Below are 22,259 nucleotides of genomic sequence, written 5' to 3' on the forward strand. Positions count from 1 at the left end.
GCCGCCGGCCTCCGGCACACGGAGGCGCCGCGACCATCACTGTGGATGATGGTCGGGTGAACGACGATCTCCAGGACCTCATCGAGGAGCTGCGCGCCGATCTGCGGGACCGTGCGGACGGGCCCGTGATCGGGGCCATCCGGGACGGGGCGGCGCCGGCCACGATTCCCGCCGATGTGCCGCAGCCGATCCGGGAGCTGCTGGAGGTGGCGGACGGCATCTGGGCCGGTGTCAGCATCGGCCTGCGCGGTGTCGGCGACCTGCCCGAAATCCAGTACTTCCTGGAGCACATGCCGGAGTTCACCGGTGTCCGCGACGACCCGGGCGCCTGGTTCGTGTTCGGCACCGTGAACGACGAGCCGCTGCTGATGCGCCGTGACACCGGCGCGGTCTGGTACATCCCCGACGATGGGGTGGTCTGGTACATGAACGACCGGTTCCACGAGATCGCCCTCGACTTTGACGAGTTCGTCGCCTACTACGTCTTCGGCGCCGGCTACGCCGAGATCGGCTGGGCCGAGGCGGACTGGTATCGGTTCCTCATCGACCAGGAGTTGACGGGCGCAGATCCAGCAGGGTAGCGGCGATGGCGCGCGCCGGTTCCAGGTAGGACGCCTCCAGGTCGCGGAAGAGTTTCTGGGCGCGGACCGCCGGCCAGTCCGGCGGCAGGTGCTCGACCGGCAGCCGGGGGTCGCGGCGGATCGCGCCGAGCCATTCCGCGATCAGGCTGAGCCGGGCCGCCAGCGGGTCGGTGAACGGGGGAGCGCCTTCCCATCGGTCCAGGAACTCCTGGTAGCGGGCGGCCAGCCCGGCCAGGTCGTACGCGTCGCCGACCATCCCGGCGATGTCGGTGAGGTCGGCGGCTCGGGCGTGGAAGACCCGGGCGTGCGCGGACAGGCCGAGCCCGGTGACGATGTCCTGGGCCGCGACCCGGCCGGGCGCGATCCACAGCCCGCCCTGCAACGGCCCGAAGCCGGCCCACGCCAGCTGGGACCGCAGGTCGTGGCGTTGCCGCTGCCACGATTCCGGCAGGGAGAAGCTGAGCAGCGTCCACGTGCCGTCCCAACTGGCGTTGACCGCGCCGGTCTCCCAGATCCGGGACCGGCCGTCGTGCAGGATCTCGGCGGCCCGGGCGGTGAGCCCGAAGTACATCCGGCGGCCGTCGCGCTGCCGGCGCAGCAGGCCGCGGTTGACCATCCGGGACAGGGTGGAGCGGGTGGCGTGTTCCGAGACGCCGACCCGGCCGAGGGCGTCGATCGCGCTGCGGGAGTTGACGCACACGTCCCGGTCCAGCACGAAGTCGCCGAGCAACATCAGCAGCAACGTCTGTGGATTCGACGGCATGCGCTAGATGTTAGGCAATTTATTGACCGCCGTGGATAGCAGCGCCTAACTTCGGTACCTCGAAACAGGAGGTCACTCGTGCGCAGATCCGGGCCGATCCTGCTGGCCCTCATCCTCGGCATGTCCGCTTGCGGCAGCACCGGGTCCGGAGGCGACGACGTCATCCGGGTCGGGCAGATCGTGTCGCTGACCGGCAACTACTCACCGCTCGGCACCGAGAACCAGAAATCCGTCGCGCTCGCCGTCGAGAAGATCAACGCGGCCGGCGGCATCGGCGGCCGGAAGATCGAACTGTCCGTCCGCGACGACAAGAGCCTGCCCGACCAGGCCGTTCTCGCCTTCAACGAGCTGAAGGACGACTCGGACGCGATCATCGGGTCGCCGTTCAGCAACTCGGCGCTGGCCACCATCCCGCTCGTGGACCGGGAGGAGATCCCGTACGTCTCGCTCACCCCCGCCGATGAGCAGGCCGACCCCGTCCACCCGTACGTCTTCGTCGTCCCCGCCACCTCCGGCACCTACGCCGAAGCCGCCCTGCAGTACTTCCAGAGCACGAAACTCACCAGGATCGCCCTCGCCTACGACACCAAGAGCAGTTACGCGGTGGCCGGTGCGAAGGGCCTGCAGGCCAAAGCTGCGGCGTACGGGGTGACGGTCGCCCCCGTCGAGGAGTTCCAGACCGGCGCCACCGAGTTCGGCGCCGTGTTCACCCACGTCCGCTCCTCCGACGCCCAGGCGCTGATGGTGTGGGCCACCGGCGCCCCCGCCGTCGCCCTGACCAAGCAGTACGCCGCCTCCGGCCTGACCGTCCCGCTGGTGCTCACCGGCGCCCAGGCCAGCCGCCTGTTCCTGGAACCGGCCGGGGCCGCCGCCGAGGGCGCCACCATCGCGAGCAGCGTCGGCGTCGTCGGCGAACACCTGCCACCCGGTGACCTGAAGACCGCCGTCGATGAGCTGACCAGCGCGTTCACCGCGAAGTACGGGTACGCGCCACCGCAGTTCGCCCAGGACGGCTACAGCGGCGTCAAACTCCTCGCCGCCGCCATCGAGAAGGCCGGCGGCCCCGGCCGTACGAAGGTCCGCGACGCCCTGGAATCGCTCACGCTCACCACCCCGAACGGCACCTACACCTACTCGCCCACGAATCACGCGGGCCTGACCACCGAGTTCATCTCGATCAACACGATCGAGGGCGGGAAGTTCGTGCCGACCGCCTTCTCCAAGGAACGGTTCCCGTGACCGTCCACCTGACCGTCGACGGGGTGTCCCGGGCGTTCGGCGGCGTCTACGCCGTCCGCGACGTCGATCTCACGGTCGCCCCGGGCGAACTCCGCGCGATCATCGGCCCCAACGGCGCCGGCAAGTCCACCCTGTTCGCCCTGATCGGCGGCCAGCTCGCCACCGGTTCCGGCAGCGTGGCGCTCGACGGCGCCCGCGTCGAGCGCCTCCCCGCCCACCGCCGCGCCCGGCTCGGTGTCGGCGTCGTCTTCCAGGCGGCCCGGATCTTCCACGGCCTGACCGCCCTCGAGAACGTCATGGTCGGCGCGCACGCCACCACCCGCGCCGGCTTCCTGTCCGCAGCGCTCCGCCTACCCGCCCACCACCGGGAGGAACGCGCCATCCACGACCGCGCCCTCGCCTGCCTCGACCGGACCGGGCTCGCCGCCTGGGCCCACCGCCCCGCCGAGGAACTGCCGCTCGGCCAGCAACGCGCCCTCCAACTCGCCCGCGCCCTCTGCGGCCGGCCCCGGCTGCTGTTGCTCGACGAGCCCGCCTCCGGCCTGCGTGCCGCCGAACGTGAGCACCTCGCCGGCCTGATCACCGCGCTGCGCGCCGAAGGGCTGACGATCCTGCTGGTCGAACACGACGTCGCGTTCGTCATGCGCCTCGCCGACCGGATCACCGTCCTCGACCTGGGGCGGGTGATCGCCGAGGGTCCGCCCGCCGAGATCCGCGAGAACCCCGAGGTCATCGAAGCCTATCTAGGGGTACGACCGGAGAAGGGCGCCGTTCCATGACCGATGTCATCGACGTGCGGGACCTGACCGTCCGGTACTCCGGCGCCACCGCCCTCGACGGCGTCGACCTGACCGTCCACTCCGGTGAGCTGGTCGCCCTGATCGGCGCCAACGGGGCCGGAAAGTCCACCCTGGTCAAGGCTCTTTCCGGCCTGGTCCGCCCGGCCGCCGGCACGATCACCGTCAACGGCAGGCTGGCCCAGGTCCCGGAGGGCCGGGAGATGTTCGGCGACCTGACCGTCGACGACAACCTGCGACTCGGCGGCTGGCGCAACGGCCGCAAGGGCCGCGAGACCGCCCACATCTACGACCTGCTTCCCGAACTCGGCCCGATCCGGGCCCGGAGAGCCGGCACTCTCTCCGGCGGACAGCAGCAGATGGTCGCGATCGGCCGCGCCCTGATGGCCCGCCCCGACATCCTGGTCGTCGACGAACTCAGCCTCGGCCTCGCCCCACTGATCGTCACCACCCTGGTCGAGCACCTCCGCGCCCTGCACGCCGACCGGGGCCTGGCCGTCCTGCTGATCGAACAGAACGCCCGCCTCGCCCTCGATCTCTGCCACCGCGCCTACGTCCTGGAGGCCGGCCGCATCGCCCTCCACGGCCCCGCCGCCACCCTGGCCCGCGACCCCCGCGTCACCGCCGCCTACCTGGGCGGCCACGTGGCAGCCCCCTCATGACCCCGGCTGGTCGTCAGGGCTGTCTCACACGCCCCGAGACAGCCCTCAGAGCCAGCCGGTTCGAACCGCAACTTCCGGCTGGCTCTCATGGCTGTCTCAGGCGACCCGAGACAGCCACCACGGCCAGCCGGGGTGGACCGGAGGAGCGGCGATGAGTGACCTGGTCGGGTACCTGTTGACGGGGATCGGGATCGGGGCCGGGTTCGCGCTGGTCGGCAGTGGGCTGGTGGCCATCTACCGGGTGACGGGGGTGGTCAACTTCGCGCAGGGCTCCTTTGCCGTCCTCGCGGCGCTGCTCACCTCGACGCTGCTCGGGGCGGGACTGCCGCACGGGGTCGCCGAGGCCGGGGGAGTGGCGCTCGGCGCGGTCGCCGGGCTGATCGTCGGCGTGATCGCGATCGGCCGCCCCGGCACCACCCCCGGAACGTCGCTCATCGTGACTCTCGGGCTGGGCGTCCTCGCGTACGCCGTAGAGGTCTTGATCTGGGGTGACCAGCCCCGGTCCTTCCCGGGCCTGACCGGGGCCGCCGAGATCGCCGGCGCCCGGATCCCCGCCCACTACCTGCTGATCATCGCCGTGACCGCCCCGGTGTTCGGGGTCCTGGCGTGGTTCTTCACCCGCACCGACCTGGGCCGGGCGCTGTCCGCGTGCGCGTTGAACCGGTACGCCGCCCGGGTCGTCGGCATCGACGTACGCCGGATGGGCCTGCTCGCGTTCGTGATCGGCGGCGCGCTCGGCGGTCTCGCCGGGGTGCTGACGACCCCGGTGCAGCAGGTCACGTTCGACAGCGACGTGATCCTGATCGTCAACGGTTTCGCCGCCGCCGTGCTGGGCGGCCTGACCCGCCCGGTGGTCGCCCTGGCCGGCGGCCTGCTGCTCGGTGTCGCGCAGACCCTGGCCGCCGGTTACGGCGGCGGCGCCTACCAGGTGGAGGTGGCCCTCGTGCTGATGCTCACCGTCATGATCATCCAGGCGGCGCGGACCGGCGGTGTCCCGGAGCCGGCCCGATGACGGCCGCGCGCTGGTGGGCCGCCGGGTTCGCGGCCGTCGTCCTGGCGCTGCCGCCGCTCCTGCCGGAACGGCATCTCGCGACGTACGTGCTGTTCGCGCTGACCGCGACGGTCACGGTGGGTGTCTCGCTGCTGATGGGGTACGCCGGGCAGGTCTCGCTCGGGCAGGCGTCCTTCTACGCGATCGGGGCGTACGCCGCCGGCCTGCTCGCCGTGCACGGCGTCCCGTCGCTGCTCGGCCTGCTGCTCGCCCCGGTGATCGCGGCCGTCGCGGCGGTGCTGCTCGGCGCCCCGCTGCTCCGGTTGCGCGGGCACCACCTGGCGTTCGCGACACTGGCCGTGCAGCTGATCCTGCTGTCGCTGCTGGCGCAGGCCGACTGGGCGGGCGGCGCGATCGGCCTGCAGGGCATCCCCCGGCTCACGGTCCTCGGGTTCGAGTTCAGAGAGGACATCGGTTACGCGTACGCCGCAAGCCTCGTCCTTGTCGCCGCCCTGCTGATCGCGCGCAACGTCATCGTGTCCCGCACCGGCCGCGGCATGCGTGCCGCCGCCACCAGCGAGACCGCCGCGGCCGCCAGTGGTGTCCCGATCGGCCGGTACCGGCTCGCCGTCTTCGCCCTGTCCGCCGCCATGGCCGGGCTGGCCGGTGGCGTGTACGCGTTCTACCTGGGATATCTGTCGCCGGGCTCGTTCCCGGTGCTGCTCTCCATCGAGTTCGTCGTGATGGCCGTGGTCGGAGGCCTCGGCACGATCACCGGCCCGGTCGTGGGCGCCGCCGTCGTCGTGGTGCTGGTCCAGCTGCTGAACACGCTCGGCACCCGGCCGGGGATGCCGGACTACGCGCCCGCCGTCCTCTCCTACGCCGTCTACGCCGTCGTCCTGATCGTCTGCGTCCTCTACCTGCCGAAGGGCCTGGTCCCCGCGCTCCGCGAACGCGCCCGCACGACACCGTCCGCCGGTCGCCACCCCGAACAGCCGGCGCCCCACGACAGCGGCCGCCCGGCGGTCCCCAGTCCGTGAGCGCGGCGACGGCCCGCGTGGGCCCGGCGACGGCCCGCGTGAGCCGGGCGGTGGCCGCCCGTGGGCCAGCGGTGGCCGCCCGTGGGCCGGCGGTGGCCGCTCGTGAGCCGGCGGCGGCCAGCCGGTGAGCCGTCGCTGAGGCAGGTTTCGGGTGCCGGATGGCCGGCCTGAGCGACGGCCGAGTTCGCCGGCCGTCGCTCAGGCCGGTCAACGGCTTGCCGTAACCGGCGTGGCCGACGGCCGGCGATCGGTGCGACGGCCGGCGATCGGTCCCGGTCAGGCGGCGACCGGGCCGGTTCAGGCGGCGAGCACCTCGCGGAGGGTGGCCGCGAAGGCGTCCGGGTCGCCGTGCTGGCCGTACTCGCCGCCCAGGAACCCGCCGTGATCCCCCGGGAAGACAGTCGGTGGCACGCCGAGGTGCTCGGCGACGGCCCGGCCGGCCCGGTGCGCCAGCTCGTCCTCGGACTTCACGCCGACACCGACGACGATCCGGGTGGTGGCGGCCTTCAGCGCGGCGAAGTCCGGCCGGTAGAGGCAGCAGGGCACCAGCGTCTGACTGAGCAGCACGTCGTCACGCGAGCCGTCGTCCTCCACGGGCAGGCCGAACGTGGCCGGGTCCGGGCCGGGGCCCTCGGCGAAACCGGGCGGCACCGGCCCTTTCAGCGAGACGATCTGGATGAACTTGGCCATCGCGGGACCCAGGCCGGAACGCTGGTAGAGCGCGCGCATCCCGAGGACGGCGGCCTCCGCGTCCGCATGGTCGGGCAGCAGGCGGACCGTGGGTGGCTCGTGGGCGACCAGGACCCGTACCAGATCGGGGTCAGCCGCCACCAGCGCCAGGGAGTTGACCGCGCCGCCGCTGCTGCCGAACAGGTCCACCGGGCCCCCGGCGGCCACCTCGACGACCCGGCGGATGTCGTCGGCGTGCTGCTCTGGCGTGGTCTCCGGCGCGGTGCCGGTGCGCTTGCTGCGACCGGTGCCGCGCGGGTCGTAGGTGATCACCCGCCGGTCGGGGAAGTGACCGGCCAGGGTGACGAACCCGCTCGCGTCCATCGGCGAGCCGACCAGCATCAGCGCGGGCTCGCCGGACGGGGACGCCGGATCCCGCACGTCGTAGGCGAGGACGGCGCCGGGAACCTCGATGGTGTGAGTCACCGTCCGACCATAACCCCGCTTCAGCTCTCGGCGGGGCGGGTGGCGGGCCAGGTCAAGGCGGAATCAGGGATTGACGTACGCCGGAGAGCACGCCCGTCCCGCCCCGGTATCGCCCGCCCGGCCGCCACCACGATCCGGGCCAGCTCGATCGCCCCGTGCGCCTGGAAGTGCGTGTTGTCGACGACCCCGTCCGGGTAGTTCGGGGACTCGCCCGCGTCCAGGTGCAGGAAGTAGTCCTTCGTGCCCTCCGGGCCCAGGCGGCCCCACAGGTCGAACGACAGCGCGGTCAGGTCGATCAGTGGCGTTCTCGTCGACGCGGCGAGGGCCCGCATCGCGTCCGGATATTCGCCATGTGACAGGTACGGCGTACCGTCCGCATTGAATCTCCTCCGCTCGACCGGCGTCACCAGGATCGGGGTGGCCCGGGCCGCCCGTGCCCCGGCGAGGTAGCGCCGCAGGTAGTCCGGGAAGGTGGTCCACGGCTCGGTGCCGCGCGCCGGATCGGTGACCTTCTCGTCGTTGTGCCCGAACGAGATGAGCAGCACGTCACCCGGCCTGATCGCGCCGAGGATCCGGTCCAGCCGGCCCAGGTCGTAGAAGCTCTTGGAACTGGCCCCGGACAGGGCCTCGTTCACCACGCGGACGTCGTCGCGCAGGAACACGTGCAGGGCCTGGCCCCAGCCGGCCCGGGGGTGGTCCGCCACGGCGTAGGTGGCGGCTGTCGAGTCACCGGCCACGAAGACGGTGGGCCGGCGCCGGCGGGGACCGGCGAGGGCGGGTGCCGCAGTGGGGATGATCCCGGCGATCGTTCCGCCGACGCCGGCGCGGAGCAACGTTCTCCGATTGATCTGCATGCCGACAGATTCAATCAGGAACCATCGATGCAGGCAAGCGCTTTCCCGCTGGTCGGAGGGCTGTTCCTGGTGCCGTATCGAACTATGTAACAAAAGCGATGTAGGTTACTCTGCGCCAGACGGCCGATCAGGGGGACGGTAATCGTGACGACAGTGGTGAATCAGACGGAACCGGCGCGGTCCGGCACGGCATCGTTCAGCGCCCGCGAGCGCTGGGTGCTGGTGATCGCGAGCGCCTGGCTGGTCATCGGGTTGCAGCTGGACGCGTACGCGCACGCCACCACACCCGAGCTGGAGACCTTCTGGACCCCGTGGCACGGCGTCCTCTACTCCGGCATCGCCGCGTCCGGGTTCACCCTGCTCTGGATCATGCGGTCCCGGCTGCCCGGCATCCCCACCTACCGGTCCGTGCTGGCCCTGCCCAACGCGCTCCGCCTGCCCCTCGCCGGCATGGCGTTCCTGCTGATCGGCGGCGGTGTCGACACGCTCTGGCACAACATCTGGGGCATCGAGCAGGGCATGGAGATCTTCGTCAGCCCCAGCCACGAGTTCATCATCCTCGGCATGGTCCTGGTCGCGATGGGCCCGGCGCTGATGCTCGCCACCGGCCCGGAGCGCACCCTCGGCGCCGGCGGCGCCCTGCTGGTCGGCATCTCCACCCTGTTCACCGTGCTGCCGGTGCACATCTACTCGCTGCACGCGACCGCCATCGGCTTCCGTCACCTCGGCGCCGGCCTCGACCCGATGCCGGTCTACTCACCCGATTCGCAGCTCATCCACGGCTACATCTTCAGCACCATCCTCCTGCTGCTGCCGTTCCTCGTCATCGGCCGCCGCTGGCCGCTGCCGCTGGGCCTGCCGTCGATCCTGGTCGCGCTGATCGCCGTCTTCATGCACCTGATGTTCGCCTCGCAGCAGCCCTGGTGGCCGGCCCTCACCCTGGCCGCCACCGCCGTGGCCCTGGAAGTCGTCCTGCGCGCCGCGATCCCGTTCGTCAAGCTCTCCGCCAATGCCCGCTGGATCCTCTTCGGCCTGCTCACCCCGCCCGCGGCATGGGGCGCGGTCCTGCTCGTCGGCAAGATCCAGACGGGTACGACCGGCTTCAACATCCACATCGTCACCGGCCTGCTGACCCTGACCGCCCTGACCGGCGTGGGCACCGTACTGGTCGCCCGCAGCGTCCAGCACCTCCCCAAGCCCGAGTGACCTCCTCGTTCCTCCGCCGCCTCGCCGTCGTGGTGGCGGTGGCCGCCGGGGTGCTCGCCATGACGGGCGCCCCGGCCTCCGCCCACGCCGGCGGCCTCACCGCCACCGACTCCCGCGGCCGGGTCGTCTCGATCAGCCCCACGATCCCCGGCCTGACGGTCGAGGCCATCGAGGACGGCGCCCGCCTGCGGCTCCGCAACGGCACGAGCGGCCCGATCACGATCAACCCCGGCGGCGGTACGGCCACTCCCGCCGTGGTCGCCCCCGGCACCGAACTGACGTGGATCGACGAACGCGCCACCCCCGACGGCCGTACCGTCGCCGCCGGCCAGGCCGTCCCCTGGACCGTCCCCCTGGACGCCGCCGGAACCCCCGTCACCGTCACCGGCGTCCTGACCGGCGAGCCCCGCCCCATCGCCGCCGCCTGGTGGATCGCCGCCGCCCTGCTCCTCGCCGCGGTCCTTCTGCCGGCCCGCCGGGTACCCCGCGCCGACCTCCTCCTCACCGCCGCCGGAGTCCTCGCCGCCGCCGCGTCGATCACCCACGTCGCCGGCTCCACACTGGCCGTCGAGTCCGCCCCGCTCGCCGGCACCTTCCTCAGCGCCGCCGGCATCAACCTCCTCGCCTGGCCCCTGCTCATCGGCGGCGCCGTCACCACCCTGCGCGGCCGTCCCGCCGGCGTGCTCGCGGTCTGCGGCGGCGCCGCCCTCACCGCCGTCTTCGTCCTGCCCGACGTGACGTCCTTCCACCGCGCGGTCCTGCCGTTCGCCGGCCCCGCCACCCTGGAACGCGTCCTGGTCGTCCTGGCCCTCGGCCTCGGCGCGGGCGTCGCGATCGCCGGCGCCGGCGTCCTCCGTGACCTGGCCCAGAAAGCCGCCGTGGCGGACCGGTGACCCCTCTGGCCCATGGTGTCGGCAGCGCCGAGAACCTTCCCCTGCCCCTCGACCTGGTGCTCCAGGCCGGCGCCGCCACCGTCGTCCTGTCGTTCCTGATCTCCGCGTTCTGGTGGCGTACCCCGCGCCTCACCCCCTCCGCCCCGCGCTCCTTCGGCGTCACGCGCTGGTTCCGGTACCCCGTGCTGGCGCTCACCCTCTACATCACCGGCTACGCCATCGTCGGCCCGCGCACCGCCGAGAACCCCGCCGCGCACGCCCTGTTCGTCTGGCTCTGGGTCGGCCTGGTCCTGGTCAGCGTCATCGCCGGCCCGGTCTGGCGCACTGTCAACCCGCTGCGCACGATCTTCACCGTGCTCGGCCTGCCCCGCCACGGGCTGCGCCCACTCCCGCCCGGCCGGCCCCGTACCTTCTGGCCCGCAGCCGCCTTCCTGCTCGCCTTCGTCTGGTTCGAACTGGTGGCCCCGCACCACGGCGATCCGGTCACGGTCGGCCTCTTCCTTCTCGCGTACGCCGTCACCCAACTGACCCTGGCCACCCTCCGCGGCGAGGAGTGGTTCTCCCGCGGCGACTGCTTCGAGGCCTACTCCGACCTGGCCGGCCGCCTCAGCCCGCTCCGCTGGCGCCAGCCCCTGTCCGGCCTGGTCGCCACCCGTGCCCCGGTCCTGGTCCCCGTACCGCACTCTTCGCCGCCGGCTCCCGAGCGCCCGCCGATGGCCGCCGCCGGACTCGCCGGTTTCATCGCGGTCTGGTGGGGTTCGACAGTCTTCGACAGCGCGTCCGGCTTCGTCGACCGTGCCGGTCAACCCCTCCTCTGGGGTACGGCCGGACTAGCCCTCCTCTGCACCCTGGTCTTCCTGGCCGTCCGCTGGACCGCCGGCCGCCTCGACGTGACCATGTCGCTGATCCCGATCGCCGCCGGCTACACCCTCGCCCACTACCTGTCCGTGCTGATCGTCGAAGCGCCCCGCGGTCTCCTGCTGCTGGTCGGCGCTTCCCCCGACCTCTGGACCGTCACCCCGAACCCGCAGCTCCTCGCCGCCGCCCAGATCGCCCTGATCCTGATCGGCCACGTCGTGGGCGTGATCGTCGCCCACGACGACGCCCTGGCGACGTCCCTGTCCCGCGACCCGGCCCGCCCACCCCTGGCCGTCCTGGCCGACGAACTCCCCCTGGTCCTCTTCATGATCGGCTGTACGTGGGCCGGCCTGTTCCTTCTCTTCCTCCGCTGATCCCTTCCAGCCGCCCGAACCCCCCGCGAATCCGCAGCCGGCCCGTCATCCCTTGGCCCAGGCGATGGGCCGGCCTGCTCGGGGCCTGCGGTTCGCGGAACGGGCCCGCTGACTGGGCGCTGGTGGTTGGCTGACCGCACCGGACGGGTCGCCCCGTGTGCTGGGGTTAGGTCGCCGATCGGGCGTAGGTGCTCGGCTGTCCGCGCCGGGCGGGGTCGCCCGGTGCGCTCGGCGAGGCCGCTGACCTGGTTGACTGTCGGCGCCGGGCGGGGTCGCCGGGTGTTCTGGTGTGAGGCCGCTGACCGGGCGCAGGTGGCCGCCTTGCCGATCTTGGGCTGGGGCGCCGGTGCGCACCGCACAAGATCGCGGGCGGCGGCTGGTTCCGGGGCGGCCGCCTGCGCGACGGGCGGACGGACGTCAGCCGGCAGGCGGGTTCCAGGGCCGCCGGCTCGGCGGGCGGTCGGACGCCAGCCGTCGTCTACGCCGGTTTTCCGGTGTCCGAGGCCTGCCGGGGCGACGGCTGGCGGGGCGGGCGGACCGCCAGCCGTCGTCGGTGCCGGCTATCCGGTGATCGAGGGCGGACTGGGCGACGGCTCGTGGTTTGACCTCGCGGGACGGGCGGTGCCACGGTCGGTTGGAGCGGGAGGGCTCGGGTGGCGGCGGAACGGGTTGGGGTGGCTGTCAGATGATGGTGGGGCCGAAAGTGTCGGACATGGCCGCTACGCCGAGGCACAGCAGCGGGCCCGGGAAACTGTCGTCGACGTCGGCCAGGTCGTGCCACTGCTGGACCACCGGGTCGAGGGAGTGCCGGCCGAGCGCTCGTAATCCCGGCTCGGGAACCTGGTGGCCGGCGGTGCGGAGCATCCCGGCGACGTTGTCGAGAAGATGACGTACGGCGGCGGCGATGTCGCCGGGAGCCGAACCGGGGCCGGGGAGCGCGTGGTCGGCGACCCAGGCGGCGAGTTCGGGGCCGGAGACGACGTGGCCGGGGATCGGCAGGCTCGCGGTACGGCAGTAGATCACCAAGGCGGTCGTCTGCACCAGAACCTGATGGACGGGTACGCGCCGGGGCAGGCTGATCACCGGATGGGTCGGTGCGAGCAGGACGGCGGCGCGCCGGGTGGCGGCCCGCAAGAAGCCGGTGTCACCCGCCGCGACCTGGTCCGCGTACTCCCAGATGGTCGGCATCGGATGATCCTGGCCAGTCGTGGCCCGGTGGGGATCGGGCGAGGGGCCGGGCCTTGCGTCACCCGAAAGTGCTGTTTCCGGTCACGATTCGTACATCTGATCTAATTCTGCGGTAGGGTGCGGGCCATGAGCATCGACAGCGGTGCAGATTCGCGCCCGCCTCTCACCGCACGTCAACTGCGCATTCTCGCGGTGATCGAGCAGTGGGTCCGGGAGCGGGGGTTCCCGCCGACGGTTCGGGAGATCGGCGCGGCCGTCGGTCTGGTCTCGCCGTCGTCCGTTTCCTATCAGCTCGGCGTGCTGGAGAAGCATGGGCTGATCCGCCGCCAGCCGGGCAACTCGCGGGCGGTCGAGCTGTGCAAGCCGCCCGTCGAACGCCCGGACGGAGCCGAGGCGGCGAACGATCCGGGGCTGGGCCGTATCGTCACGGTCCCCCTGCTCGGCGCGATCGCGGCGGGTGCGCCGATCCTTGCCGAGGAGCACGTCGAAGACCATGTGAGCGTGTCGGCGGCGATGGTCGGCGGGGGCACGCTGTTCGCGCTCAACGTCAAGGGCGACTCGATGATCGAGGCCGCGATCTGTGACGGCGACGTGGTGGTGGTTCGGCAGCAGCCGGTCGCGGAGAACGGGGAGATCGTCGCTGCCATGATCGACAACGAGGCCACCGTGAAGGTGTTCCGGCATCGTGACGGTCATGCCGAGCTGATCCCGCGCAACCCCGCCTACCAGCCCATCCCCGCCGACGACGCGGTCATTCTGGGCAAGGTCGTCTGCGTGCTGCGCCGCCTCTGACCGCCGGGAGAACGAACGTTCCGTCAGGGGGCCGCAGGGGAGCGGGCGGTTCGTTGGTAGGTCGCGGGGAGAACGAACGTTCCGTCAGGAGGCGGCGGGGAGCATCGTCGGGTCGTAACACATGTACGTGCCCTTGCCGCGGTGCTTGGCCGCGTACATCGCCGTGTCCGCAGCGTGCAGAAGGGACCGGATGTCGTCGCCCGGCTCCGAGCAGGCCACGCCGATGCTGGCGTTCGCGAGGATCGGGGCGTCGTCGATCAGGATGGGTACGGTCATCGACTGCAGGATCCGCTGCGCGGTACGTTCGGCGTCCCGGGCGTCGCAGTCGTGCAGCAGCACCGCGAACTCGTCGCCGCCGAGCCGGGCCGGCATGTCCCCGGCGCGTACCGACGTGCGCAGTTTCTCCGCCACCCCGGCGAGCAACAGGTCACCGGCGGCGTGGCCCAGGGTGTCGTTGACGGCCTTGAACCCGTCGAGGTCGACGAGCAGCAGGGACACGGTCCCGGGCTGGGCGGTGTCCAGGGCGGTGCCGAGCTCCTCCCGGAAGTGGGTACGGTTCGCCAGCCCCGTCAGGTCGTCGAACAGGGCCTGCCGCCGCAGCCGGACCTCGTGTTCCCGCAGTTGGGCGATGAGCCGCTGGTTGTCGTGGAAGGCGAGCAGCTGCCGGGCCACCACGAGCACGACGATCACGCCGAGCCCGCCGACCGAGCCCCAGAGGCGCCCGGCGTCGTCGTGTTTCGGCAGTATGTACGTCATGGTGAAGAAGACCAGCGCGATCGACCCGTACGGCAGCAGGCTGTAAGGTTTTCGCCGCCGCGCCCCGAAGGCCTTCTCGTCGAAGCGGGCGATGATCTCCTGGATGCGGGGTCCCATGGCGATGAGCAGGGATGGCGCGAGGCGGATCGCGTAGACGTACGCCGGAAGATCTTCAGCGTCGCCCGGCGCGGCGAACAGGCCGATGGCGTTGACCACCGCCGCCATGATCATCGGGACGGCTGCCGTCCGGTGCATCGGCGCGTTGCCGCTGAGGATCATCTTGACCGCCGCGAACGCCGAGGTCAGCACCACCGCCGCGCCGGCCAGCGCGCCCGCCGGATTGTCCTTCGGGTCGATGACGAAACACCAGGCCACCACGGCCCCGCCGACCAGCACCGTCGCCGAGTCCAGCCAGAAGGCGACCCGTTCCCGGCGGGAACGCCCGGAGTGCGGATGGATCAGCATGCCGATCACGATCAGGCCGAGCCCGATCGCGAAGCACGTCGACTGGACCGTGCCGCCCACGGTCGACGCCTGATCGCCCTGCCACAGCGAGAGCACCGTCTGGACGATGTCACCGACGGTGAACAGGCTGCCCGCGATGGCCAGGAACCGCCAGAACCGGCGGATCGCCCCGGTCGCGACCCGCGAGACCCGCCACGCCGAGTAGGCGAGCAGGACGTCGAGGGCCGGCTGGAACGCCCAGAACACGTTCACCCTGGCGTCCGCCGAATCGACCAGGAACAGCAGGACGGTGCCGAGCAGGGTCCACGCCGTGGCGACCGCCAGCACCGGGTCCTGCCGTATCGATCCGTTCCCGATCACTCTGACTTCATCGGCTTCCGTCGGCGCTGGTTGAGGAAACCGGCCGGGCCGCCGGAGGGATGTCCGGCGGCCCGGCGTGTCATCACGAGGCGGTGCAGCTCACCGTCGCCGGTGCGGTGTTGGCGCCGGTCCACGAGGCGGTGAAGCCCCAGCTGGTCGAGGCGCCGGCCGCCAGCTTGCCGTTGTAGGCGGCGTTACGCGCGGTGACGGCGTCCCCGGAGCTGGTGACCATGGCGTTCCAGGAGTTGGTGAAGCGCTGCCCGTTCGGCCAGGTCCAGCTCACGGTCCAGGCGTTGATGGGCGCATTGCCCGCCTTCACCGTGACATTGCCCTGGAAACCGCCACCCCAGGAGTGGGAAACCGTGTAGGCGGCCGTGCAACCGCCGCCGGTGGGCTCGGACGGCGAAGCGGAGGCCGACGGTGAGGTCGGCGACGAGGGCTGCGTACCCCCGAAGATCGTCGCCTCTTTCGCCGTCGCCTTGATGCCGTTCGCGCCGTTGAACAGCCGCTGACCCCAGGAGGTCAACTGCGCCGGGTCGAACGCCGTGACCATGTCCAGGTACTCGACGCCACCGCCGTTGCCGCTCCAGGACCAGCCCAGGTACCCGACGCCGAGCTGCTGCGCGGTCGCCAGGATGGTGTCCTCGTCCGGGTTGCCGTCGGAGTGGTTGTGCCCGAACTCGCCGATCACCAGCGGCAGCCCCGCCGTCCGGAACCGGTTCAGGTAGTCGGTGATCTCCGCGGCGGTGTCGAACACCCCGTACATGTGCACCGAGAAGACGACGTTGCGGTTCGGGTCGGTGGCGAACACCGAGGCCGCGTTGTCCCGCATGGTGAACGACCAGTCCTGGCCCCAGTTCGGCGCGTCCACCATGATCTGGTGCGCGAACCCGGCCGCCCGCAGCCGCGTGATCGCGTTCTTCGTGTCGGTCACCCAGCCGGACGTGTTGGCGTTCCCGTACGGCTCGTTGCCGATGTTCAGGATGACGTAGTTCTCCTGGCCGGCCAGCGCGCTCTTGATCGAGATCCAGTAGTCGACGGCCTGGCTCAGCGTGGCGGCGGCGCCCTCCTCCCCGTACCCCGTGGTGTCGTGCACCTCCAGCACACAGATCAGCCGGTTCGCCTTGCACTGCGCGATCACGTTCGCCACGTCCGCCGCGTCGTTCTTGGTCCACCGGTTGCCGCTGGCCAGCACCACACGGACGGTGTTCGCGCCGAGCGCCTTGATGTGCGCGAGCGACCCGAGCTGACTCGCGTACCAGGTGTGCGCGTGATTCACCCCGCGCATCACGAACGGCGAGCCGTTGCCCTCGAGGATCTGCGTGCCGGACACGGTGAACCCGGTCGCCGCCTGCGCCGGCCCCGCCACGAACAGCGCCGCGACTCCGGCGCAGACCGCTGCCACGAGGCCGGCCAGCCACGTTCGCCGTTTTCTGGGGATGGTCATTGTGGGTCTCCTGGGGATGAGGGGGTGGGAGCGCTCCCAATCTGCCTCGCGGAATTCATCATTGTCAACATTTGGGTACGGGCCACCTCGCCCCCGCCGGAACACCCCCGCCCCATCGCTGCCCGCGAGACGCTGCCCACTCCCGGCATCCCCGCGGCCACCGGGCCGAATGCGGTGGTCACCCCGCGTCCCGCCCCACCGTCCGATCACGCTAGCCGAAACGGTCGTCATCACCCTACGTGTTGTCAGGGCTGTTTGATCACGCTTGACAGTCTCCCCGGCAAACCGCGACAGTGTGTCCTCACCTGCTGCTATGCCGTCACCGCGAAGGGTCGCCCGCACATGGAACTGCATCCCGACGACCACGAAGAGTTGCTGAACGGCAGCTCCGCTCTCGAAATGTGGCGTCGCAGTGATCACGCCGTCCAGGTCGCCGAGGAACTGATGCGTATGCACGGCGGCACCGTCCCGATGAGCGAACTCCTCTGGCTCGGCGCCGAGTCCTACCTCCCCCGCCAATGGCACGCAGGCCGCGCCCCCGAGCCGGTGGAGGCCGCCGTCCTGGTCTACAACCGCTGGCGCCAACTCGAGGAACGCCGCCGCCTCCGCCGCTACCCCTCCGCCCCACCCACCACTCCACCCCCCGCCCCCGAACCCCACGACTCCTGACCCGAACCCGCCCTGTTCGCCGGGCCCGTCCAGTTGCCGTTGGACCTTGTCCGGCTGGTTCTCATGGCTGTCTCCGGGCGCTCGAGACAGCCATGAGAACCAGCCGGGGTTTCGGCGGTGGGGCCGCGGGACTGTGGGGCGGCGGGTGGGATCAGGCGAAGGCGGGGTGGGGGAGGGTTGCCGGGACGAGGGTCGGGCGGTGGGTGGTGGTGCGGAGGGAGGCAGTGCCCGCGGGAGTACGCCGGTAGAGGCGTCCACCGAAACGGAGCCACGCGACCGAGCCGTCCGCCGCGCGGACGAAGTTGGCGCGGCTGTGCGAGTCGGTGCCGTCCGGCGCCCAGACCAGCACATAGTCCTTCCGGTAGAACGGCAGCGCCAGCACGTCCTGCCCGTCGAACCGGATCACCAGGCGTCCGTCGGAAGCGGCCACGTCGAACGATTCGGTGGCGCGTTCGCCGGTGAAGCCGATCGCGTCGGCGCTGTAGCGGCCCTCGTACGGCGCGAGCTGCTCCGGCGACAGTGCCCGCGGGCGGGCCGGCAGGTTGTGCAGGCCGGCGAACCGGGTCAGGGCCCAGTCGTCGGAGAACAGTTCGGCGGTGAGGGCGGGCCCGTTCTCGGAGTTGGTGAGCACGGTGAGTGCGAAGTCGCGTTCCGGTACGAACAGGAAGCCGGAGTGGTGCCCGGGCCAGTCGCCGCCGTGCTGGACGACCCGCGGGCCCTCGGCGGTGGGGCGCAGCATCCAGCTGACGCCGGCGCCGTCGAGTTCGACGAACAGGGTGCCGCCGGGGCCGGGCCGCCAGCGCATCGCCCGCAGCGAGCGCCGGGTGAGCAGGGGGCCGCCGTCGCCGAGGTGGTAGCGGGCCCAGCGGAGCTGGTCGCGGGCGCTCGAGTAGAGGCCGCCGAGCGGGTTGCAGCTGCGCGGCACCGGGACGTCGCCGACCTCGCCGGCCGGGCCGTGGCCGGAGGCGATACGCACGCCGGAGAGTTCGGACGGTGCGAACGCCGTCTGGCGCAGCCGCAGCGGGTCGAGCACCAGGCCGCGGAGCGCCTGCTCGTACGTCCGGCCGGTGACGACCTCGATCACCCGCCCGGCGACGCTGAGGGCCGCGTTGTTGTACGCGAACGTCGTGCCGGGGGCGGTGAGCTGCGGGACGGTGGCGAGGGCCGAGACGTAACGAGCGAGCGCGCCGTCGTCGTTGCCGGTGTCGGTGAGGACGTCGCCGAGCCAGCCGGCGCTGTGGTTGAGCAGCTGCCGCACGGTGACCCGCCGGGAGGCGGCCTCGTCGGTGGTGCGGAAGTCCGGCAGGTAGCGGCGCACCGGGTGGTCGAGGTCGACCCGGCCGCGCTCGACCAGGCGCATCATCGCCGTACCGGTGAAGGTCTTGGTGGTGGAGGCGATCTTGAAGGCGGTCTCCGGGGTGACGGCCTGCGGCGCGGACAGGTCGGTGACGCCGAACCCGCCGAGGTACTCCCGGCCCTGGTAACGGAGGCCGTAGGAGACGCCGGGAATCCCGTACGCCGCCATCGCGCTCCTGATCTTGTCCTCCAGCTCCCGGACCGCGCCCGGCACCCGGGAACCGGCGGCGTGAGCGGGGGACGCGGCGGCCGTGCCCGTGGCGACCGCGGCGGCGCCACCGGCCACGGTGCGCAGAAGCGTACGGCGAGAAATCGGCTCGGGCATCGCTTGCTCCCTGTCGTTCGCTGCGCCCCTCGCCGGCGCACTCCCGCCGCACTGTAGCCGCATGAGTCACTGTGGAGGGTGCCCGGGCGATCGATGGGGAGGACGACGGTGAACGATGTGGAGATCGTGCTGGCCAGGCTGCGACAGGGGACGGCGGATCCGTCGGACCTGCTGCACGCGCTCGCCGACGGCACGCTGTGGGTGCCGCTGGCGGCGGATCCGGTGACCCAGTTGCCGGTGATGATGGACGGCGATCAGGTGTACGTGGCCGCCTACACCTCGGCGGAGCAGTTCGAGCGGTCCGCCGCAGGGCGTCCCCACATGCAGGTTTCGGGGCGGCAGCTGGCGGAGGCGCTGCCCGGCCATGTCGGGCTCGCCATCAATCCGGGCGGTGACCTCGGGGTGCCGATCCTGCCGGCCGGGGTGCTGGCGATGCGCGAGAACAAGACGATCGTGCGCCCGGGCACCGGCATCCGCCTCGGCACTCCCGCGGAGGAGCCGGTGGAGCTGCTGGACGAGTTGCGCCGGGTCTTCGCCGGGGTGCCGGCGGTGGTCGAGGCGCGGCGGGCGCTGGCACAGGTCGGTGAGCAGCAGCCGACGCTGCTGATCGGGGTGTTCGCGGACGAGGGCGTGGCGACCTGGCAGGCGGATGTGCTGGCGGCGGTCGACGAGGCGCTGCGGACGAAGCAGCCGCCGATCGCGGTGGACACCGTGTTCCTCGAGGAGGGGGACGCGATCACCGGCTGGTTCACCGGCAACACCGAGCCGTTCTACCGCCGCTGAAGATTGCATTGACGTTACGCGATGAGACGCCTAACGTTCCGAGGAAAGCGCTTTCCCCGAGCGTAATCCCCTATCAAGGAGTGTGGTATGCGTCGGCGTACCTTCCTCGGCATGTCCTCCGGACTCGGGATCGTGGCGACCGGTGTGCTGCCGGGCCCCGCGTCGGCCGCGGCCCGCCCGAGAAAGCCGGACCTGATCGTGGCGGCCGACGGCAGCGGCGACCACACCGGGATCCAGGCGGCGATCGACGCCGCGCCGGCCGCGAGCACCACCCCGTACGTGATCGGGGTCAGGCCCGGCACGTACTCCGGCCAGGTCGTCGTCCCCGCCACCAAGCCGTTCCTGGAGCTGCGCGGGCTCGGCCACCGGCCGGACCAGGTGGTGATCGCCGACGACCGGGCCAACGGCACCCTCAAGCCGGACGGCACGCCGTGGGGCACCTCCGGCAGCGCCTCGGTCACCGTGAGCGGCGCCGACTTCCGGGCCGTCAACCTCACCCTGGCGAACCTGTTCGACGAGGCCGCCCACCCGGAGATCACCAACCGGCAGGCGGTGGCCGTGCTGACCCGCGCCGACCGCCTGGTCTTCGACCGGGTGCGGTTCCTCGGCAACCAGGACACGCTGTACGTGAACAGCACCGCCGCCGGCGTGGTCAACCGCGTCTACCTGCGTGACTGCTACGTGGAAGGCGACGTCGACTTCATCTTCGGCCGGGCCACCGCGGTGTTCGACAGGTGCCGGATCCATTCGCTGAACCGGGGCAGCACCCCGAACGGGTACGTCACCGCTCCGAGCACCGACATCACCAACCCGTACGGGTTGCTCTTCGCGCACTGCCGGTTCACCTCGGACGCCCCGGCCGGGACCGTCTTCCTGGGCCGTCCGTGGCACCCGAGCAACGACCCGAACGCGATCGGCCAGACGATCATCCGGGAGTCGTGGATCGGCGCGCACATCCCGGACGTGGCCTGGAGCGACTTCGGCACCTGGCCGTGGGAGGACGCGCGGTTCTTCGAGTACCGCAACACCGGCCCCGGCGCGCTCCGCACGGAGAACCGCCCGCAGCTGACCCGCGAGCAGGCCGCCGGGTACACCATCGGAGCGTTCCTGCGCGGCGCCGACGGCTGGAAACCCGACCGCTGTTGATCGCTCGTGCGGGTGACGGCGGCGGGCCCGGAGCGAGATCGCTGCATATTCTCGGCCCGTGCCGGTATCACGGAAGCGGAAGAAGGACCAGAAGTCGGCGGCGGCGGTGAAGGCGGACCGCCGCCGCGAGCACATCAGGAGAGTGACAGCGGCCAACGAGGTACGGGCGATGCTCGCCGGCTGGACCGCGGGCGACGCCCGGCGGACCGAGGAGGCCCGCCCGCACGCGTGGCGGGTGATCGAGGCCCTGCTGGCGTCGCCGCGGACCGGGGCCGCGCTGGAGGACGAGCTGTGCGCCCGGCTCGCCGAGACACCGGACGACGTGGGGCCGCGACATCTCGGTGAGGCGCTGGCGGACGCCGCCGGGGTGCTGCCCGAGGACGACGCGAACACCCGGCGGGTACGGGCGGTGGTCGCCGGCGTGCTGCCGTCGCGGCTGCGGTCACGGGCCGGCCTGCAGACGCCGGATCCGCTGGCCGAGGAGCCGGCACTGTGGACCCGGGACCGCTCCGGCGCACGGGTCGCGGTCGTCGCGCCGTTCCGCCCGGTCGACGGCCCGGTCCGCTGGTACCTGTGGGGCCCCGGCGCCACCGGCTACTACGCCTCGCCCGAGGAGGCCCTGGCCGCGTGGCGGCTCGCCATCGGCCCGGCGGAGGCCGGTGGTGTGGCCTGGCACGAGATCGACGACTGGCCGCTGGCGGCGGAACTGCTGCCGGACGAGGGGGACCCCGGCGAGAAGACCGAGTTCCTGCGGTCCCGCAAGCTGGCCGAGGTGCTGCTCAGCCGGCGCGCGGCTCCTGGTAACGGCGGCTGAGGACCGGCCCGAACAGGCGCTGCGCCTGCTCGGCGCGGAGCGCGATGAACACGCCGGTCGCCTCGACCAGGATCGTGCCGGGATCGTCGGCGCAGGTGATCGTGCCGGTCGCGGTGACCCGGCGGTCCTCCACCCCGAGCACCTCGCCGGTCAGCCGGAGCGGTGTGTGCAGCGGGACCGGCCGCCGGTACGTGGTGTCCAGGCGTACCGTCATCCCGGGGTTGCCGGAGTGCGAGACCGCGTAACCGAGCATCTGGTCGAGCAGCATCGCGCTGACCCCGCCGTGCGCATAGCTGGGCGGGCCCTCGAAAGCGAGCCCGAGCGTGCACGACCCGATCGCGACGCCGCCCTCCTCGTGGATCTCCACGGGCGGGGCGAAGGCGCTGCCCAGGCCGGTGACCGGGTTGTAGAGCCGGACCCCGGCGGCCAGGTCGTCGGCGGCGGCGCTGTCGAACCGCCCGCGGACCCGCTCGCCCAGCGGCGCGGCGGCCTGCCGGATCCGCTCGGCGGCCCGCAGCAGCTCCTCGGTCGGCGCCTCGGTGGCCGTCGCGTTCTCGACGAGCAGGCGCAGCGCGTCGCCCAGCTCGCCGATCGCCTCGCGCCGCCGCAGCAGCCCGTCGTCGACGGCGTGCAGCCGCCGCCCGTTGTCGCCATCGCTCACAGGATCAGGCTGCTATACCGCACGCCATCGCACCTAGTGAATCTCATCACACTGCTATAACCTGTTCTAGTTATTGCGGACGCG

The 22,259-nt window shown here is 71.9% G+C and carries 22 protein-coding genes; 14 read left to right on the forward strand and 8 right to left on the reverse strand.

The annotated features are described in order from the left end of the window. Positions 1-56: 56 nt before the first annotated feature. Positions 57-581 (forward strand): SUKH-4 family immunity protein, encoded by a 525-nt coding sequence (locus ACZ3II_RS16280; protein ID WP_465518460.1) that lies wholly within the window; start codon positions 57-59, stop codon positions 579-581. On the opposite strand, the gene ACZ3II_RS16285 is transcribed toward ACZ3II_RS16280, so the two are convergent. Beyond that, entirely contained in the window at positions 541-1,344 is an 804-nt protein-coding gene (locus ACZ3II_RS16285; RefSeq protein WP_465518461.1) for a PaaX family transcriptional regulator, read from the reverse strand. The genes ACZ3II_RS16280 and ACZ3II_RS16285 overlap by 41 nt on opposite strands. 78 nt (positions 1,345-1,422) lie before the next feature. Between ACZ3II_RS16285 and ACZ3II_RS16290 the strand changes: the two genes are divergently transcribed. From ACZ3II_RS16290 to ACZ3II_RS16310, 5 genes are all read left to right on the forward strand, one after another. Continuing rightward, entirely contained in the window at positions 1,423-2,583 is a 1,161-nt protein-coding gene (locus ACZ3II_RS16290; RefSeq protein ID WP_465518462.1) for an ABC transporter substrate-binding protein, read from the forward strand. Continuing rightward, entirely contained in the window at positions 2,580-3,362 is a 783-nt protein-coding gene (locus tag ACZ3II_RS16295; RefSeq protein ID WP_465518463.1) for an ABC transporter ATP-binding protein, read from the forward strand. Before ACZ3II_RS16290 ends, ACZ3II_RS16295 begins: the two co-directional genes overlap by 4 nt. After that, on the forward strand, positions 3,359-4,042 hold the full coding sequence (locus ACZ3II_RS16300) for an ABC transporter ATP-binding protein (protein ID WP_465518464.1): 684 nt from the start codon (positions 3,359-3,361) through the stop codon (positions 4,040-4,042). The genes ACZ3II_RS16295 and ACZ3II_RS16300 overlap by 4 nt, the downstream gene beginning before the upstream one ends. Positions 4,043-4,193: 151 nt before the next feature. Next, positions 4,194-5,054, forward strand: coding sequence for a branched-chain amino acid ABC transporter permease (locus tag ACZ3II_RS16305; protein WP_465518465.1), 861 nt, complete (start codon positions 4,194-4,196; stop codon positions 5,052-5,054). Next, positions 5,051-6,073, forward strand: coding sequence for a branched-chain amino acid ABC transporter permease (locus ACZ3II_RS16310; protein ID WP_465518466.1), 1,023 nt, complete (start codon positions 5,051-5,053; stop codon positions 6,071-6,073). Before ACZ3II_RS16305 ends, ACZ3II_RS16310 begins: the two co-directional genes overlap by 4 nt. Before the next feature lie 297 nt (positions 6,074-6,370). On the opposite strand, the gene ACZ3II_RS16315 is transcribed toward ACZ3II_RS16310, so the two are convergent. Both ACZ3II_RS16315 and ACZ3II_RS16320 read right to left on the reverse strand, forming a co-directional pair. Next, positions 6,371-7,228, reverse strand: a complete 858-nt coding sequence (locus tag ACZ3II_RS16315; RefSeq protein WP_465518467.1) for an alpha/beta fold hydrolase — start codon at positions 7,226-7,228, stop codon at positions 6,371-6,373. 20 nt (positions 7,229-7,248) lie between these two features. Beyond that, positions 7,249-8,082: a rhamnogalacturonan acetylesterase gene (locus ACZ3II_RS16320; protein ID WP_465518468.1), complete on the reverse strand. Its 834-nt coding sequence runs from the start codon at positions 8,080-8,082 to the stop codon at positions 7,249-7,251. A gap of 144 nt (positions 8,083-8,226) precedes the next feature. Here ACZ3II_RS16320 and ACZ3II_RS16325 point away from each other — a divergent pair, with 144 nt between their 5' ends. Genes ACZ3II_RS16325 through ACZ3II_RS16335 form a run of 3 tightly spaced genes read left to right on the forward strand, consistent with a single transcriptional unit; the run spans position 8,227 to position 11,413 of the window. Beyond that, a complete protein-coding gene (locus ACZ3II_RS16325; protein WP_465518469.1) occupies positions 8,227-9,288 on the forward strand; it encodes a hypothetical protein in 1,062 nt (353 codons plus the stop codon). Next, positions 9,285-10,181: a hypothetical protein gene (locus ACZ3II_RS16330; RefSeq protein ID WP_465518470.1), complete on the forward strand. Its 897-nt coding sequence runs from the start codon at positions 9,285-9,287 to the stop codon at positions 10,179-10,181. Before ACZ3II_RS16325 ends, ACZ3II_RS16330 begins: the two co-directional genes overlap by 4 nt. Beyond that, positions 10,178-11,413: a hypothetical protein gene (locus ACZ3II_RS16335; protein ID WP_465518471.1), complete on the forward strand. Its 1,236-nt coding sequence runs from the start codon at positions 10,178-10,180 to the stop codon at positions 11,411-11,413. The genes ACZ3II_RS16330 and ACZ3II_RS16335 overlap by 4 nt, the downstream gene beginning before the upstream one ends. 681 nt (positions 11,414-12,094) lie before the next feature. Here the strand turns inward: ACZ3II_RS16335 and ACZ3II_RS16340 are convergent. Then, positions 12,095-12,601 carry a hypothetical protein gene (locus ACZ3II_RS16340; protein WP_465518472.1) on the reverse strand — a complete coding sequence of 169 codons (507 nt, stop codon included), beginning with the start codon at positions 12,599-12,601 and terminating at the stop codon, positions 12,095-12,097. 126 nt (positions 12,602-12,727) lie between these two features. Here ACZ3II_RS16340 and lexA point away from each other — a divergent pair, with 126 nt between their 5' ends. Next, positions 12,728-13,393, forward strand: a complete 666-nt coding sequence (lexA, locus tag ACZ3II_RS16345) for a transcriptional repressor LexA (RefSeq protein ID WP_465518473.1) — start codon at positions 12,728-12,730, stop codon at positions 13,391-13,393. 84 nt (positions 13,394-13,477) lie between these two features. Here the strand turns inward: lexA and ACZ3II_RS16350 are convergent, their stop codons facing one another. After that, a complete protein-coding gene (locus tag ACZ3II_RS16350) occupies positions 13,478-14,974 on the reverse strand; it encodes a diguanylate cyclase domain-containing protein (RefSeq protein ID WP_465518474.1) in 1,497 nt (498 codons plus the stop codon). An 82-nt stretch (positions 14,975-15,056) separates the two neighbouring features. Further along, positions 15,057-16,421, reverse strand: coding sequence for a cellulase family glycosylhydrolase (locus ACZ3II_RS16355; RefSeq protein ID WP_465518475.1), 1,365 nt, complete (start codon positions 16,419-16,421; stop codon positions 15,057-15,059). A 342-nt stretch (positions 16,422-16,763) separates the two neighbouring features. Here ACZ3II_RS16355 and ACZ3II_RS16360 point away from each other — a divergent pair, with 342 nt between their 5' ends. Further along, a complete protein-coding gene (locus ACZ3II_RS16360) occupies positions 16,764-17,090 on the forward strand; it encodes a hypothetical protein (protein WP_465518476.1) in 327 nt (108 codons plus the stop codon). 151 nt (positions 17,091-17,241) lie between these two features. Here the strand turns inward: ACZ3II_RS16360 and ACZ3II_RS16365 are convergent, their stop codons facing one another. Further along, positions 17,242-18,771, reverse strand: coding sequence for a serine hydrolase domain-containing protein (locus ACZ3II_RS16365; protein WP_465518477.1), 1,530 nt, complete (start codon positions 18,769-18,771; stop codon positions 17,242-17,244). Positions 18,772-18,879: 108 nt separating this feature from the next. Between ACZ3II_RS16365 and ACZ3II_RS16370 the strand changes: the two genes are divergently transcribed. The 3 genes from ACZ3II_RS16370 (at position 18,880) to ACZ3II_RS16380 (ending at position 21,514) form a co-directional block, all read left to right on the forward strand. Beyond that, entirely contained in the window at positions 18,880-19,554 is a 675-nt protein-coding gene (locus ACZ3II_RS16370; protein ID WP_465518478.1) for an enhanced serine sensitivity protein SseB C-terminal domain-containing protein, read from the forward strand. Positions 19,555-19,641: 87 nt separating this feature from the next. Continuing rightward, positions 19,642-20,700, forward strand: coding sequence for a pectinesterase family protein (locus ACZ3II_RS16375; protein ID WP_465518479.1), 1,059 nt, complete (start codon positions 19,642-19,644; stop codon positions 20,698-20,700). A 58-nt stretch (positions 20,701-20,758) separates the two neighbouring features. Beyond that, entirely contained in the window at positions 20,759-21,514 is a 756-nt protein-coding gene (locus tag ACZ3II_RS16380; RefSeq protein ID WP_465518480.1) for a hypothetical protein, read from the forward strand. Here the strand turns inward: ACZ3II_RS16380 and ACZ3II_RS16385 are convergent. Further along, positions 21,480-22,175: a PaaI family thioesterase gene (locus ACZ3II_RS16385; protein ID WP_465518481.1), complete on the reverse strand. Its 696-nt coding sequence runs from the start codon at positions 22,173-22,175 to the stop codon at positions 21,480-21,482. The two genes, ACZ3II_RS16380 and ACZ3II_RS16385, sit on opposite strands and share 35 nt — an antisense overlap. Positions 22,176-22,259: the final 84 nt, after the last annotated feature.

It is taken from the genome of Actinoplanes sp. NPDC019969, from assembly GCF_055562375.1.

Coding starts and splice junctions, on each gene's coding strand:
- ACZ3II_RS16285 (WP_465518461.1), bottom strand. CDS start 1,344: ATGCCGTCGAATCCACAGACGTTGCTGCTGATGTTGCTCGGCGACTTC.
- ACZ3II_RS16300 (WP_465518464.1), top strand. CDS start 3,359: ATGACCGATGTCATCGACGTGCGGGACCTGACCGTCCGGTACTCCGGC.
- ACZ3II_RS16305 (WP_465518465.1), top strand. CDS start 4,194: ATGAGTGACCTGGTCGGGTACCTGTTGACGGGGATCGGGATCGGGGCC.
- ACZ3II_RS16310 (WP_465518466.1), top strand. CDS start 5,051: ATGACGGCCGCGCGCTGGTGGGCCGCCGGGTTCGCGGCCGTCGTCCTG.
- ACZ3II_RS16320 (WP_465518468.1), bottom strand. CDS start 8,082: ATGCAGATCAATCGGAGAACGTTGCTCCGCGCCGGCGTCGGCGGAACG.
- ACZ3II_RS16340 (WP_465518472.1), bottom strand. CDS start 12,601: ATGCCGACCATCTGGGAGTACGCGGACCAGGTCGCGGCGGGTGACACC.
- lexA (WP_465518473.1), top strand. CDS start 12,728: ATGAGCATCGACAGCGGTGCAGATTCGCGCCCGCCTCTCACCGCACGT.
- ACZ3II_RS16355 (WP_465518475.1), bottom strand. CDS start 16,421: ATGACCATCCCCAGAAAACGGCGAACGTGGCTGGCCGGCCTCGTGGCA.
- ACZ3II_RS16360 (WP_465518476.1), top strand. CDS start 16,764: ATGGAACTGCATCCCGACGACCACGAAGAGTTGCTGAACGGCAGCTCC.
- ACZ3II_RS16365 (WP_465518477.1), bottom strand. CDS start 18,771: ATGCCCGAGCCGATTTCTCGCCGTACGCTTCTGCGCACCGTGGCCGGT.
- ACZ3II_RS16375 (WP_465518479.1), top strand. CDS start 19,642: ATGCGTCGGCGTACCTTCCTCGGCATGTCCTCCGGACTCGGGATCGTG.